This is a genomic window from Endozoicomonas sp. PH6C (genome assembly GCF_059322965.1).
Genome location: NZ_CP185342.1, coordinates 1,947,331 through 1,961,871 on the forward strand (window position 1 = coordinate 1,947,331; position 14,541 = coordinate 1,961,871).

Genomic DNA, 14,541 nt, shown 5'->3' on the forward strand with positions numbered 1-14,541 from the left:
GGAGTTTTGAATGAAACTTAAACCTGTTTCTCTGGCAGTAGCCGCTGTTGCTGCAGGTCTGACCCTGTCTTCTGCCCACGCTGGTGTTGTTAAGACGGAAGGCGAAGATATTATCGTCAGCACCAAGAACGGTGGTCTTCAGCTGAAAACAGATGACGGCGCCTTTTCCTTTAAGGTAAGCGGCAAGCTGCAGTGGGACTACGCAAGCCTTGATGATCTCTATGTCGCAGACACTGGTAATGACGCTGAAGCCCGTAAAGGCTATATTCGCCGTGCCGAGATTGGTTTCAGTGGTAAGGCTTACACCGACTGGAAATACAAGCTCAAGCTGAAAACCAAAAGCGACGACTCAATCGAACTGGATGATGCCAAGATCACTTATGTTGGCTTCAAACCGGTAGAAGTGACTCTGGGTCGCTGGGGTCGTGATTACGGACTGGAAAATACCGTAAGCTCTTCCTGGATCATGGCGATTGAGCGTCCAATGATCTACGACTTTCTGCAGGGCGATGAAGGTAATGACTACGGTATTCAGGTAGCGACCGGTGGTGATAACTATACCGCAGTGTTTGGCATTCACCATGATGGACAGGCGGAAGAAGACAAGCCGGAAGTAGAACGGACTGCCAGCTACATCGTGCGTGCTACCTATGCTCCCATCATGAATGATGACATGCTGCTTCATCTGGGTCTGAACTATTACAACAAGAATCCGGATGGTGGTTCTGATGTTGACTTAAAGTCCTCCCTGGGCGTTAAAAAAGGTGAAGATGATCTGGGCGTAACGGTCACAAACGTTGATAAAGATTCTGAATATGTTTTGGAATTGGCGGGTCAGTTCCAATCACTCCAGCTTCAGGGTGAGTATGCGGTCAGAGACTTGAAGTCTAAAGACGCTAACAGCGACGCAAAAGTCTCGGGCTACTACGGGCAGATTTCTTACATGTTGGACGGTGGCAAGCGTACCTATAAAGAAGGTGCTTTTGGTAAGCCAACCGGTGGTCAGTGGGAAGTGTTCGCACGTTACACTCAGGCCACTATCGACCAGGATAGCGTGAGTGATGATCTTGAACTGAAAACCACTACTCTGGGCGTGAACTACTTTGCGACCAAGAATATCCGCGCCAGCCTGAACTATGTTCAAGGCAAAACCAACGAAAACATAGAAAATGATAAGGGAAGCGCTATCGTATCCCGCCTGCAATACGTGTTCTGATCCCCATTCAGTTCCTTAGTGTCTGAGCCTGGCCCTGCTTTTGCGGGGCCTTTTTGGCTAAGCCAAAATGTTCTGCAGCCGGTTCTCCGGGGGGATATCTTATCCGCATACATGGTCATAATTGAGATTCTGGAACCAGCCCGGACAGAGCTGTTCCAGTTGATCTTCTGTGATCATTGTACTCCTTATCGATCACTGACCCAACGGTAATATACGCCTGTTGAGGGTGGTTGAGCCTGGTGGGGTACATCAGCCTGAGTTTGTGCTCTTTGATCAATGGTTGCAGGTATTTTTTGCGCAGAGATTCGCCACTTCGATTCAGCAGTTTTTCCAGTTCTTCCAGTTGTAATGTTCGCAGCGCACACAAGTTAAGGATGGCTTGGCGCACCTCTTCGCTGGGGGCTCGCTTTTTTGTAGCGACAGGTTCTGCCAGAGTCGAAAGCTGGTTCTCTAAAGGTCCGGACCTTTCGGGATAAGGTCCGGACCTTTCGGGCCAAGCTCCGGACCTTTCGCCTTCAGACCAGGATCTTTCCATCTCCATACCTTCGAAAATCCGTTCTAGCAGCCTGTCGGACTTAAGACTGTCCTACTGCGGTTGCAATAAATTGGTCTAAAAATCTCTGTTTCTTCGTCAAATAGCTCGCTATTCTCCTCAGAAACAGAGATTTTTATCCTCAATTTCTTGCAATCCTCGCTACGGACGCTTAAGTCCGACAGGCTGCTAGCATCGTATCTTCTGCCATAGCCTGAGCGGTGAAATAAATTGTTCCACGACCACTACCATCTTGATATAGAAGCTTTTTGTCAACAAGAGAGGCAAGCAGGGCCGAGAGGTCTCGAGGGTGAATATCCAGAATAGACATCATTCTGGCATGATCCACTGTCTTTTCAATATGAGCAGTAATCAGGATAAGCTGCTCTTGCTTGCCTAATTTATCAAAAACTACTTCCCCCAGGATTTCGGCATCCCGGCTCTCCTCAACCTGCTCAGCCATCATCCGGCGAACCATCTCTTCACTCACCTGCATATCACCACTGTTAAAGCGGCGATAGGTGCCGATCATGGGGTTACCCTTGATGTAGACAGGCTTTTGCTTACGATTGGCGGGAGGGACATGAATGTGGATGAGAGATTTCCCCTCAATCTCCAGAACCTTGACCCAACGATCTCGAATAATACAAGTGCTGATTTTTTGTGGATTGTTCAGGGTATCCCAAAACTCTTTCAGAACTTTCGGGGTGTCGGCAATACCTTCCAGAACAAATCGGTGACCCGATTTTTCTTTAAGGCCCAGAAAAATATCGCCGCCCTGGGTATTGGCAAAAGCACTGTAGGTTTCCCACATGTCTTTCGGGATAGCACCTTTGCCATCCCGCCCCTGTGCCAGTTTACACTCCACGTCCACACTTTCCCGCATGGCGGCAATATCTTCAAGTGTTTCGATAATCAGCATTCAAATTCCTGATGGCTGCCCATACCCGACAGTGGTTATGTTACCGTTTATGCAGCTTCTTGTAACAGGTAAACCATGATTTCATTATTTTCTTCTGAAAGCTCATTAATACCAACTCGATCAGTGGAGAATGAGACTATCTGTTTTACGGAGAGAACGCTCCGTTTATTCCAGCAAACGATTGATGAGCAGGGCTATTTCACGTCATTTTTTATAAAAAAGTCAAAAAATGAATTAAAGTGGCCGAGAAATTTGACGAAATAGAATTTTAGACCTTAAATGAATGAATAAGAGTTTGCTTATTGCAATTCATATTATTCAGAGCTGTTTGTTACATTGCGTTGATGACAAGGAAAGTCGTTACAATGGATGCAGCAGATCAGGTATTGATCATAGAGGACTCTCAACAGCGCCGACATGATCTAAGTACCGTTATCGAATTTATGGGGTATCGTACCAGGGCCGTCAGTTCCGCCTACTGGGAAGATGCTATCAGCGAGTCCAACAAAGAAGGATTCTGTGCGCTTTTTCTTGGCGATTTTCTCCAGGCAGAAAGCTCAATGCAGGGCATGATCGCCCGTATACAGAACTGGAGTGGCGGGGTTCCCGTCATTCGCATAGCCGAACCCCTTCCGGAAAACCTCCAATCTTCACTCCGCAGGCAGGTCATTGCCCGTATCGACTGGCCTTGCAATCGTTCACAGTTGCTCTCTTGCCTGCATTATGGTCAGGTGTATCGCGAACAATGGCGTCAACTTCACCAGACTGGTATGAATCAGCAAGTAGAGCTGTTCCGTGGGCTGGTGGGTAAAAGTGACAAAGTTCGCAAAGTTCGCGCTTCCATGGCACAGGTGGCTGACCGTGACGTCAATGTTATGGTGACCGGTGAGTCAGGAACAGGCAAGGAGCTGGTGGCCAGGAATCTGCACGATCACTCCCACCGTCGGGATATGCCTTTTGTGCCGGTAAACTGTGGCGCTATTCCTAATGAATTGCTGGAAAGTGAGCTTTTTGGCCATGAGAAGGGTTCTTTTACCGGTGCGGTCAGCTCAAGAAAAGGGCGGTTTGAGCTGGCGCAGGGTGGCACTCTGTTTCTTGATGAAATTGGTGATATGCCGCTGCACATGCAGGTTAAGTTGCTTAGGGTTTTGCAGGAGCGCACCATTGAAAGAGTGGGGGGTTCCGAACAGATTCCTGTGGATGTCAGAATCATAGCGGCTACTCATAAAAACCTTTCTGAAATGATTGAGTCCGGTGAGTTCAGGGAAGACTTGTACTACCGGCTGAATGTATTCCCCATTGAAATGCCTGCTCTCAGGGATCGTCCGGAAGATATTCCGCTGATTCTCAACGAGCTGGTCAGTGCAATGGAAAAACAGAGTCGCGGCTCCATTCGTCTGAGTTCTGCTGCGATTATGTCGCTATGCCGTCATGACTGGCCGGGTAATGTCAGGGAAATGTCCAATTTGCTGGAAAGACTGGCGATTATGTATCCCTACGGTGTCGTAGGTGTTCAGGATCTGCCACAGAATTTTCGTCATATGGAAGCTATTACTGATGATGACGGTGTTGCCGAGCTGTTCCCGGATAGTATTCAACCTGCAGGAACCGGAAAAGTCGATGATTTGGCGATTCTTCCTGTGGGCGGCCTGAATCTGAAGGAATTTTTGACACGGCTGGAAAAAAGCCTGATCCAGCAAGCTCTGAGTGACTGCAACAGCGTTGTGGCCAGAGCGGCTGACAAACTTCAGATTCGCCGGACGACACTGGTTGAGAAAATGAGAAAGTATGGCCTTCATCGTTATGAAGAGACCATGCGTTAATCAGATCGGTTCAAAAAAATGGCTATCAGCGTGAGCTGATAGCCATTTTTTTTGTCTTAACTTACCAGGTTCGATTTTATGACGGCCTCGTCTGCTTTTGAAAAAAAGTAGACGAGGCCGTTTTTGTATTTTTAGAATCCCGAAAAATTTTACCTGGTAGCTGTCTTTTTTATCTAAAAGTAAGTCGGTTTTATCAATTATCAAACAAGTAGGAAGATAAAATTTTTGACGTTTTTTATCTCTGGATAAAGTGTTTTTATCCATCATTGGAAATTAACTTTATTTTGTCGTTTTTTAAATCTCTCAGTTTCGGAATTTATTTTGTCAATTAAGTAACACTTTTTATCCCTCTGGAAAATATTATGCGACAGTAATTCGTCACTATAAAATGACACTGTCAAATAACTTTCTTTTTATTTTTCAATGAAACGACGTTTGATGTCTTCTTTTGAGATCGATTTTGACTCTGTCAAAAAAGTAACATGACGGAAATTCGACCGGTAAAAATAAATCTCAATAAAAACAGCAGGTTATGATCTTTAGGCTGGGGCTGGTCAAAATGATGTCACGTCAGCTATGTGACCATGACTGAAAAACAGGCGTTTTAAAAAATTGGCACGGCTCTTGTTATTAATAAAGTACAGGCAGTAAAAAAAGAAAAAACGTTTTTGATTCCAGATTTTATGCAGTAATCACTGAAAAGAAGCTGAAAGCCATGAACTCATCAACAAAACAGATTATTGCAGTTGCGGGGTGTAAGGGTGGAGTAGGTAAAACATTAGTTGCAGTCAATCTCGCACTGGCTCTCACAAACAACGGAAGACGTGTGGTTTTAATGGATGGAAACCTGGCTGTCCCCGATGTTGGAATAAGTCTTGGGCTTGAGAAGAAGCTGGATATGACTCACTTCGATGCCAACGACTCTTTTTCCACTTTTATTCAGGATGGGCCCTCGGGTCTGAAGGTGCTGTCGCCAAAAGGGGAGCCTATCTGGAGGGAGACCGTAGAAACTGGTCATGCTGTCCGAATGATAGAAAGCCTGGAGTCTCTGGCTCCTACTCTTGATACCCTTGTTATTGATACCGCACCTGGATTGGCTCCGGACAATGTAGCTCTTATTCAGGCTGCGGGAGAAATTCTTATCGTTATCAATCAGGAAGTTGTATCACTGCTGGATGCCGTGAGAATGATACGTATGCTTTACCGAATATACGGTGTTCGTCGTTTTGGAGTGATTGTCAACGCCGTTAATAACCGTCGGTATGGATCGAACCAGTTTGAAAGGTTGCAATCCTATCTGAATGATGAAGTAGAAATTATTCTCCGTTATCTGGGGGCGATTCCATTCGACAAGGCTGTCGCAGAATCACTCACCCGTCAGCAGGCACTTCTGCAGGTAAATCCGGATTGCCGGGCTTCGAAAGCCATTTTGCGTATTGCACATCAGATGATGGCGATACCAGTAACACCGCCAAGAGGTCGTATCGAATTCTTCTTGCCAACAAGAATAAAAGAGAGGGTATAAGCATGGATGCTACAGCACAGGGAGTGCAGGCAACTCAAGCCAATCAGGAAAAGAGTCAGAAACTGATTCAGACCGAAATGGTTGAAACTCATAAGGCTCTGGTAAAAAGAATTGCGAATCATCTGGCCGCGAGGATGCCGGCCAGCGTTCAGATCGATGACCTGGTTCAATCAGGCATGATCGGTCTGCTGGAAGCGGCCTCAAAGTACGATGCCAGTAAAGGTGCCAGTTTCGAAACATTTGCGGGCATTCGTATCCGTGGTGCCATGCTGGATGAAATCCGAAAAGGTGACTGGGGGCCAAGATCCGTTTACAGAAACAGTCGCAGAGTGACTGAGGCGATTCAGAAGGTTGAAGCCCGCCTTGGAAGAGATGCCAGAGACTTCGAAGTGGCCAAGGAGCTGGAAGTCAATCTGGATGAGTTCTACACCATTCTCAGTGACCTTCGTGGTTGCCGACTGTTCAGTTTTGAAGAACTGTTCGACAGCGAAGAGTCCAGAATGCAGGCTCGCTCTGGAGATAGAGGCCCATCAGCCGATATTCAGGAAGAGAAGTTCAAGTATGCCCTGGTAGAAGCTTTAGAGAAGTTACCCGAGCGGGAAAAGCTGGTCTTGATGCTGTATTACGATGAGGAGATGAATCTCAAGGAAATTGGTAAGGTTCTGGGCGTCAGTGAGTCCAGGGTCAGCCAGATTCACTCTCAGGCAGCCGTCAGATTAAGAGCCAAGCTCCATCACTGGTTAGGTTAAACCACCAGTGTACCTTTGGGGACTCGTGGGTATGGGGTCCCCAAGCTCTAAAGCAAGCATTTTTTGTTTCTATCCAAGGTCAGTGCTTCTCCAAACCCTGTGGCTGGAATGAATGATTCGTAGAGTAGACGGTATTTTTTGACTCTATATGCTCTCTGGCAGTGAGCAGCAAGCTTTTAGCTTCCTATTATTCCAAGTACGCAGGTCCTTACTCCATATACTTTTTTATTAAGTAGTTTTTATTAAGTAGTCTTATAACGGACCTGTATTAATATGAAATGGAATTCTTACCTTGCAGGGTGCTTTCTGGCCCTTACCTCCTGCTTCCTGTCTGCACAAGAAGCGCCAGTGAATATCAAGAACGTTGTTACCATTAACACTCATCAGGCCAAGCGCCTTCATGAATTGGGGGCTTTATTTATAGATGTGAGACCTTATCAACAGTGGGAGTGGGGGCATATTGACCGGTCTCAAAGTCTGGATTTAAGGGCGGGCTTCAGACAGCTGTTTAAGCCCGGCACTTTGGATAAAAAGACGCCTATTGTCATCTACGGAAACAGTACCTACCACATGAGGGGAGCCATAGCGAGTTACCTTGCCGCACTCTGGGGTTACCAGAGAGTGTTCTTTTTCAGGGACGGCTACTTTTCCTGGTTGGCACTTGATTATCCGGTAACACTTTATTCAGAACTGGAAACAGAAGAAGTCATCAGTTGGAAGCCAGGAAAGCAAAAGATAGATGATATGAGTGATTCGCAGACATTCTCGTCCATTTTGATGAAATAAGTTATTTCAAGTTATAAAAAAGGCGTCATGTGGCGTTTTTTTTATAACTTGCAGAAACCCATGGTATACAAGAGCCAGTTGATGCCTATAATTTTTTATTCAATATTGTGTCGAATATAACCAGTGGAGCGACACCCGCATGTCTCCCTTCTTCATTTGCCTGAATCGTTAAGCCGTAAACCCGTTCATCTCCAGCCACTTTAAACTCCCATAATGGCTCGCTCTTATATTTAAAGCATTTGTAGCCTGTAGCGCCTTCTTCATGGGCTGCATACCGGCCTGTTTCGTGAATGCTTTGCATTTTTTTAAGGGCATTATCGGATATTGTGCTTTTGATTGCATCTGATGAAGGGTCAAAATAGGCATAGGCAACAATGTTTTTTTTACCCGTATCTTTACTTGACGGCGTAAATCCTCTTTTGTAAATAGGTCTGATGTATTGGTGGTCTATCGGTATATCCTCTTTCCAGGGCCTCGCAGGCAACTGGTCCTTCGGCATAATGATATCCTTGAGTTTCCTGGCTATTGCCCCAATACTTCGACTTTTTTTAGGGCGTTTTTTTTTCTTGATCTGTGTTAAGTCATGATAGAAGGGTAAATACGGCTGCTTCCAGTCGTCGGGGTAATTGACGTTGGTTTTGGTTGAAAACGCTAAGTCTTGAGCGTTGTCGCACTTATCCATAGATTTTTTGATGTCCACTGGCATCTTCTTTTTCTCGGTTCTGATTATTTTTTCTAACAAACGACTAGTGTCTATTTTCTTTCTGTAGGCGAAGTAACGGGTTATTTTTTTAGGTAAAGGCACCAATGCAACTGTAGAACCTAACATGCACAGAAGGTAAAATGTATAGGAAGCTACAGACGCTAAATTAAAGAGCTTCATAGTAAAGCTGTTGTTGTTTGCTTCTCTCCTGGCTCTTACTCTTTCAGCAAGCTCCCTGGCTTCAGTCCGCTTGTGCTCGTTGAGGCATGCTTGACGATCCTTTATGCATTGTTGGAACATTTTTTTTATTTCTACAGGGCTAAGAATGGCTGCAGATTTTCTAATCTGGGAATTAATGTATTTTCTGTGCTGCAGGATATCCTCTTTTTTGTGATCACTATTAACTTTTAATGCAGTTGATGTCTGTCTTTCTAAATCATCAAGTTTGCTTTTTAATGATTGTAACAAGCTCACAAATACAGTATTGCGTCCTTTTATTAAGTGGTCCAGTTCTCTAGCATAGGCTTTGTAATCTCCGGATTCTTTCTGATACATGAAAATTTGTTTTAATGCCGTATCGTAGCTATCGAGTTCATCGAGCAGATTTTTCATACAGGGGCTTAGAGGGAAGTACTCATATTTCTTAAGAACAGTGAGTTGCTTCTCATCAAAAACAAGCATTCCGAAATCATTGTTGTGTATATGGATGTAGTTGTTAGTCTGTTCCAGAATCTTTTTTAACTGTAATGTCTTGGACTCCAAACGGACAAGGTCTTTATATTTTTTCATTACAGGAACCGATTCAGGGTTCTGAATACCAAGCACTATGCCGGTCTCATCTGATTTTTTATAAACCCCGGTCATTCTATTCTCAGGACCGATCTGCTCCATCAGGCTTGGTTGGTGACAGGACTGAGACTGAACTTCTCTTTTAGGCGCTGTTCTTTTTTTGTGAATTATTTCTGTGGGGGCTGAGCACTTATCTGCCAGGCACACTGCCTGAGCATCATCTTTTCGGTTTGTTTTCTCTAACTTTGTGACCCAGTCTGGAAGGCCAGCTTTTGGGCAAGTGTTGAGTTCAGCTTTTGCCGGGGAAGCCATGCTACAAACGTTACTTCTTCCATTGCTTAGTGCATGCACTGACTGCAAGCCTGAAAAAAGACCAAGAGCAAAAACGAAGCGCTCTGTTATCGACATGTCAGAAAAGCTTTTACCACGGATCGCAGCCGTTTGTTTCTTTGTGGTTTCTTGGGGAAGGGTGTTTTTTCTTACTTCCCGACGACCCCATTGTTTTTTCTTACCCGGTTTTGTGGATTGTTTTGGTACAGAGCCAGATCGTCCATGGATTAAGGTGCTGTGACTGGAAACAGGAAGTGACATCGAAATTCTCCTTAATATGTGTATGTCAGATCAGAGCAAGTAAATCTTGTTTGGATTGGATTTTAGATTGGCAGATTTCAGTAAAGTTCCCTTGTTTCATTCATTTTTTAATGCATGATCCTGAACGCCAGTTCATAAAAACAGAGACGATTATTGCTGGCGATAACAAAGGCAGATGGCCGACCGGTCAGAGAGAATAGACTGTTGCCCGACTGGGAAAGTTGCAGTTTGCCAGTCTGCAGGGGAACTGAGTGGGCTGGTATTAATTGTGTTACTGATGTGCATGGTTACACCTCCATTGGTCAATGAATATTGTCAGAGCTGGATTTCCAGATTGCTCTTTCATCGGATGGAGTGTGAGCTAACATAGCTTGCAAAATTCCTGAGGTTAATTGCATGTGTCTCCGAGTCTGATAATAGCGTTAAATTTATTGCTTGTTTGATCGTTCAACTATAAAAAAGTTCCATTCATTTTCTTTTCAGAGCCAGATTACTCTCCTTCATGAGTATTCAAGGCATCAGCCTGCTGGCTCAATCTACAGTTCTTGTCGAACATACTGTCTTTCACTCTCAGCAGCGTTGTTTCAAGGCGATCTCTGCTATGGGCTGTTTTTGAAAGAAAGTAACTTTTGATTTTCTTATCGCAAAATCTAATAAAGCTATACTAACGCACATCAAGATAGATGAAAGGGTGGGAATGATGAGGAAATATAAACTTGATGCCCCCTCTGCGGCGGAGGCAGGGTGCTTTGTCCCACCTGGTTCCGGTTTTTTTGGCGGGTAAGACTATAGTGCGCTTGAACTGAGATAGATAAAATGGTGGTAACCATGAAGAAATATCAACTAATACTGCTTGTTGTTTACCTTGGTTTTATGAGTACCAGTTATGCCGGTCGACAACTGACCGAACTTGATTGTCACTATCTACACACGCCTCATAAGAAAGATTGGTACGCTTGGTATTTTGCACCCGACAGTGATCCAACGGCTGCCACCGGGAATCAATGTAATCTTTTCGATGTCAATGGCTATTGTCCTACTGGCAAGCGTTATCACTGTTGCATGGGTGTTGGTGGACTGAGTAAAGCTCAGGATACAAATTATTTCGCTGGTGTCAGCATACTTAGCAAAGACTGGCTGCTGTATAAAGTTTACTCAACATTAGGCGATGTCTTTCGGGGCGTCGGTGGTGAGATTAGCGAAGCCTTTGAAAAATGCTTGAATCTTGAGTAACTAATGGCTGTGAGAGGTTATCTGATAATCAATTCCCGAAACTTTTCCCCACTCCTGCGGCAGTGGCGTCTGCGGCACTGGTTCTGAGAAAGTCGTGACGACTTTGTGTCATGGCTCTCTTCCCGGGTCTAAATCTTTTCTCAGAGCTGTCTGACAGCTCTGAGTGTCGAGTCTTTATTTAATGTTGTTGAAGCCCATTCGGTTCAAGGCGCTGGCCGCTATTATTACCATCTGTTTTTTGGGGTTGCTCAGTGTCAGTGGTTCGTTGTGGTTTGCAGCGACCACAGAGAGTGATGCCGCCGCTATCAACCTTGCCGGATCATTGAGAATGCAGGCATGGCGTCTGGTAGACCGGGTCAACTCTGAGGAGACCAGCCACAACGGATTGAGCCAGTTAATCAAGATCTATGACAGCAGCCTTGACAGTCCTACTTTGAGGCATTTGGCTGACAGAACCGATATTATTGGCCGTCGTTATCAGGCTCTGGTCAGTGAATGGCACAGTGAGATGCGACCTTTATTGCGAGATAAAGTCGGATGGCGAGAGTTTGCGGATAAGGTTCCCGGTTTTGTTGATCGTCTGAACGATCTGGTGACCTCGTCACAGTTGCATACCGAGCGAAAACTGCACTGGCTGATGATACTGGCGATTTTTTCACTTTGTTCCATTCTGGCCATTGGGGCTTTGACGATACGTTACATCCAATTGAACCTGATCAAGCCGGTTGAACAGCTCAGTTATGCGGCAAAGAAGGTCCGTCTTGGTAAGTTTAACCACCTGCGTCTCAACTATAAGAATGCCAATGAAATGGGGCAGCTGACAGAGACCTTCTCTGCCATGGCCGACAGCCTCTCGCTTCTTTACAGTGATCTCGAGGCCCAGGTATCAGGGAAGACTCGATCACTGGAACATTCAAACACGGCTTTGCAACTATTGTATGAAACGTCCCGGATGTATGAAACGTCCCGGACGTTGGGCATGAACCCCTACGACGAAGATCAACTGGCGTTGTTGCTGGAACGCTGGAAGCGGCTGCTCGGACTTAAAAGTGCCTGCGTCTGTTTGACTGGCAATGCAGGGAGCATGAAATTACAGCGGATTTTTCCGCAAAGCGAGGCTTTTAATGATGTCTGCAACACGGGTCAGTGTGAAGACTGTATTCGAGAACCCTCATCGGATGTCCAGTTTTCACTTTTTTTCAAGACGATCTCTGCTACGGGCTGTTTTTGAAAGAAAGTAACTTTTGATTTTCTTATCGCAAAATCTAATAAAACTATACTGACGTACATCAGGATAGATGAAAGGGTGGGAATGATGAGGAAATATAAACTGCTTCTATTGGTCTGCCTTGGTTTTATTGAGCTCAGCTATGCGGGCTCACAATTGAACGAAGGTGAGTGCGACGATCTATATACTCCTTCAGGTACATTCTGGTACTTTACCTCCGCCAGTGATCCATACGGTGCCCTCGGGGCTCAATGTACTCTTCTGTATACATGGGGTGATCAGGGTTGTCCTGCAGGTGTGCATTATCGGTGTTGTATCACCATAGCTGGAGCGAACAAAACTTCAGATACAGATTATTTCGGTGGTGTGAATACCTATAAAACTGACTGGTTAGTTTATAAACAGTATTCAACCAAAAATGAACTCTTTCATGACGTCAACCATGGCGAGCTTAAAAGAGTCTACGAAGAATGTTTAAAAAAATGATTATCCTGACAGGACATCTGCTAGGCCTCTTCTCGACACCCCAAACTTTTCCCCGTCGCTGCGATATTGCCTTCGAAACAGTAGGTGAATTGACTGGTTTCATGAGTCCATTGTTCAGGGCTGCATAAATCGAAAAGCCGGGTAAGACTACACTCTGCGGGCACTGAAAACAGACTAATTGGTGGCAGCGATGAGGAAATACCAACGTTTGCGGATAAGGTTCCCGGTTTTGTTGATCGTCTCAACGATCTGGTGACCTCATTACAGTTGCATACCGAGCGAAAAGTGCACTGGCTGGTGGTACGAGAGAAGTTCTTCGACCGTTTGATGGCCCTTGCGACTGACGGCATAGAGCTGAATCGAGTCAGGTCAATGTCAGCGAATTTACCCAATCTAGATAGTTAATTACTTCGGAACGAACGTCTTTTTCGATATAATCCTGCCCGAGTTTATGGCTGTTAGAGTGTTTTTTGAACAGCTACCAGCAATCGTAAACTGCTATGAAATTTCAGCCGTATAAGGGGGTAGAGGCTTCAGGTCTCTGAATCACTCAATTGACTGACAGACTGTAGGGAAAACGACTTGCTCGAAGTGGCTAAGCTGGGGTGTGAACGAGACGATCGTGTTCTTTTTTCAAACCTCTCCATTCAACTGTTTCCCGGTGAGCTGCTACAGATAGAAGGCTGTAACGGAGCGGGTAAAACCACGCTTTTGAGAGTGCTGGCAGGCCTCTGTGGTGATTATCGTGGCGAGGTGATCTGGCAGGGGCAGAAGCTTTCCAGCGTTTATGCAGACTTTCGGCTGTCAACCTTTTACTTTGGTCACAAACCTGCCGTTAAAACCGAACTCACTCCAATAGAAAATATTCTCTGGCGCTCAAACCTTCGTAACGAACGTTACCCGGAGCCTTGGATTTTTTCTGCGCTGGAGCAAGTGAACCTTGCTGGCTATGAAGAAGTTCCCTGCGGACAACTTTCTGCAGGGCAGCACAGACGGGTGGCTCTGGCAGACCTCTCACTTTCAAACGTGCCGCTCTGGATTCTCGATGAGCCCTTTACGGCTATTGATGTTGATGGTGTGGCCTGGCTTGAGCAATTGCTGGCCCGGCATATTGAAAAAAACGGCGCTGTGGTGATGACCAGCCACCAGAGCCTGTCAAAGCTGTCTGACCGGGTCAGAAAGCTTCGTCTTGAGGCCTATGCAAGTTCCGATGAAGAGGCCGGTCATGAAGAGTTGGGGGCCTGGTTATGAGTGACACTTCATTGCAGGGCAGCAGCTCATTACAGGGCGGTCGGGCATTTCTGGGATTGGTTAAAAGAGACCTGGTCCTGGCCTTTCGGACACCGGGACAGACTCTGAATCCGGTGGCATTTTATCTGATGGTCGCCAGTCTTTTTCCTCTGGGTATCGCCCCTGAAAAAGAACTTTTGTCTCAGTTAGCCGGAGGCATTGTCTGGATAGGCGCTCTGCTGGCGGTTCTTCTCTCCCTGGATTCCCTGTTCAGAAGTGACCAGGAAGACGGCTCACTGGATCAGCTATTGTTATCGCCACACCCGTTGCCTTTACTGGTGTTGGCTAAAATTTCTGCGCACTGGCTGACCACCGGCGTAGCACTGATAGTTATGGCCCCCTTACTGGCCTTGATGCTGCATTTACCAGCTCAGGCTTTTCCTGCATTAATACTGAGTCTGCTGGTGGGTACACCCCTAATGAGTCTCGCCGGAGGTATTGGTGCAGCGCTGACAGTGCGTGTTCAGAGGGGAGGAATACTACTGACATTGCTGTCTCTACCTTTATATATTCCTGTTTTGATATTCGGGACAGGGGCTGTTCAGACGGCAGTTGAGGGTATGTCCTATTCAGGGCATTTGTTGTGGATGGCAGCATTGCTGATGTTTGGATTGTGTCTGGCGCCACTGGCGATAGCCGCATCACTGAGAATAGTTGCAGACTGAGCA

Annotated in this window: 14 protein-coding genes; 10 read left to right on the plus strand and 4 right to left on the minus strand. The window is 45.8% G+C overall.

Features of this window, described 5'->3' with window-relative positions:
- Positions 1-10 precede the first annotated feature (10 nt).
- On the plus strand, positions 11-1,216 hold the full coding sequence (locus ACOMG9_RS07930) for an OprO/OprP family phosphate-selective porin (RefSeq protein WP_494530043.1): 1,206 nt from the start codon (positions 11-13) through the stop codon (positions 1,214-1,216).
- A gap of 115 nt (positions 1,217-1,331) precedes the next feature.
- Here ACOMG9_RS07930 and ACOMG9_RS07935 read toward each other — a convergent pair whose 3' ends face one another.
- Both ACOMG9_RS07935 and ACOMG9_RS07940 read right to left on the minus strand, forming a co-directional pair.
- A complete protein-coding gene (locus ACOMG9_RS07935) occupies positions 1,332-1,751 on the minus strand; it encodes a hypothetical protein (RefSeq protein WP_494530044.1) in 420 nt (139 codons plus the stop codon).
- Between the two features lie 169 nt (positions 1,752-1,920).
- Positions 1,921-2,670 carry an AlbA family DNA-binding domain-containing protein gene (locus tag ACOMG9_RS07940; protein WP_494530045.1) on the minus strand — a complete coding sequence of 250 codons (750 nt, stop codon included), beginning with the start codon at positions 2,668-2,670 and terminating at the stop codon, positions 1,921-1,923.
- Between the two features lie 365 nt (positions 2,671-3,035).
- Here ACOMG9_RS07940 and ACOMG9_RS07945 point away from each other — a divergent pair, with 365 nt between their 5' ends.
- Entirely contained in the window at positions 3,036-4,493 is a 1,458-nt protein-coding gene (locus ACOMG9_RS07945) for a sigma-54 dependent transcriptional regulator (protein ID WP_494530046.1), read from the plus strand.
- Here ACOMG9_RS07945 and ACOMG9_RS07950 read toward each other — a convergent pair whose 3' ends face one another.
- Positions 4,494-4,760: a hypothetical protein gene (locus ACOMG9_RS07950; RefSeq protein ID WP_494530047.1), complete on the minus strand. Its 267-nt coding sequence runs from the start codon at positions 4,758-4,760 to the stop codon at positions 4,494-4,496. It lies immediately after the preceding gene.
- 448 nt (positions 4,761-5,208) lie between these two features.
- On the opposite strand from ACOMG9_RS07950, the gene ACOMG9_RS07955 reads away from it, so the two are divergent.
- The 3 genes from ACOMG9_RS07955 to ACOMG9_RS07965 all read left to right on the plus strand — a co-directional run bounded on the left by ACOMG9_RS07955 (position 5,209) and on the right by ACOMG9_RS07965 (position 7,553).
- The gene (locus ACOMG9_RS07955; protein WP_422137563.1) at positions 5,209-6,018 is read left to right on the plus strand and encodes a MinD/ParA family ATP-binding protein; all 810 of its coding nucleotides are present in this window, start codon (positions 5,209-5,211) and stop codon (positions 6,016-6,018) included.
- Positions 6,019-6,020: 2 nt separating this feature from the next.
- Entirely contained in the window at positions 6,021-6,767 is a 747-nt protein-coding gene (locus ACOMG9_RS07960) for an RNA polymerase sigma factor FliA (protein ID WP_448216521.1), read from the plus strand.
- Positions 6,768-7,040: 273 nt separating this feature from the next.
- Positions 7,041-7,553 (plus strand): rhodanese-like domain-containing protein, encoded by a 513-nt coding sequence (locus ACOMG9_RS07965; RefSeq protein WP_448216522.1) that lies wholly within the window; start codon positions 7,041-7,043, stop codon positions 7,551-7,553.
- Positions 7,554-7,638: 85 nt separating this feature from the next.
- On the opposite strand, the gene ACOMG9_RS07970 is transcribed toward ACOMG9_RS07965, so the two are convergent.
- Positions 7,639-9,636 (minus strand): hypothetical protein, encoded by a 1,998-nt coding sequence (locus tag ACOMG9_RS07970; protein WP_494530048.1) that lies wholly within the window; start codon positions 9,634-9,636, stop codon positions 7,639-7,641.
- An 828-nt stretch (positions 9,637-10,464) separates the two neighbouring features.
- Here ACOMG9_RS07970 and ACOMG9_RS07975 point away from each other — a divergent pair.
- The 5 genes from ACOMG9_RS07975 (at position 10,465) to ccmB (ending at position 14,538) form a co-directional block, all read left to right on the plus strand.
- A complete protein-coding gene (locus ACOMG9_RS07975) occupies positions 10,465-10,869 on the plus strand; it encodes a hypothetical protein (RefSeq protein WP_448216524.1) in 405 nt (134 codons plus the stop codon).
- Between the two features lie 181 nt (positions 10,870-11,050).
- On the plus strand, positions 11,051-12,100 hold the full coding sequence (locus ACOMG9_RS07980) for a type IV pili methyl-accepting chemotaxis transducer N-terminal domain-containing protein (protein WP_448216525.1): 1,050 nt from the start codon (positions 11,051-11,053) through the stop codon (positions 12,098-12,100).
- An 81-nt stretch (positions 12,101-12,181) separates the two neighbouring features.
- Complete coding sequence (locus ACOMG9_RS07985) at positions 12,182-12,583, plus strand: hypothetical protein (RefSeq protein WP_448216526.1); 402 nt, start codon at positions 12,182-12,184, stop codon at positions 12,581-12,583.
- A 582-nt stretch (positions 12,584-13,165) separates the two neighbouring features.
- Positions 13,166-13,834: a cytochrome c biogenesis heme-transporting ATPase CcmA gene (gene ccmA / locus ACOMG9_RS07990; protein WP_494530049.1), complete on the plus strand. Its 669-nt coding sequence runs from the start codon at positions 13,166-13,168 to the stop codon at positions 13,832-13,834.
- Positions 13,831-14,538, plus strand: a complete 708-nt coding sequence (gene ccmB, locus ACOMG9_RS07995) for a heme exporter protein CcmB (protein ID WP_448216528.1) — start codon at positions 13,831-13,833, stop codon at positions 14,536-14,538. Before ccmA ends, ccmB begins: the two co-directional genes overlap by 4 nt.
- Positions 14,539-14,541: the final 3 nt, after the last annotated feature.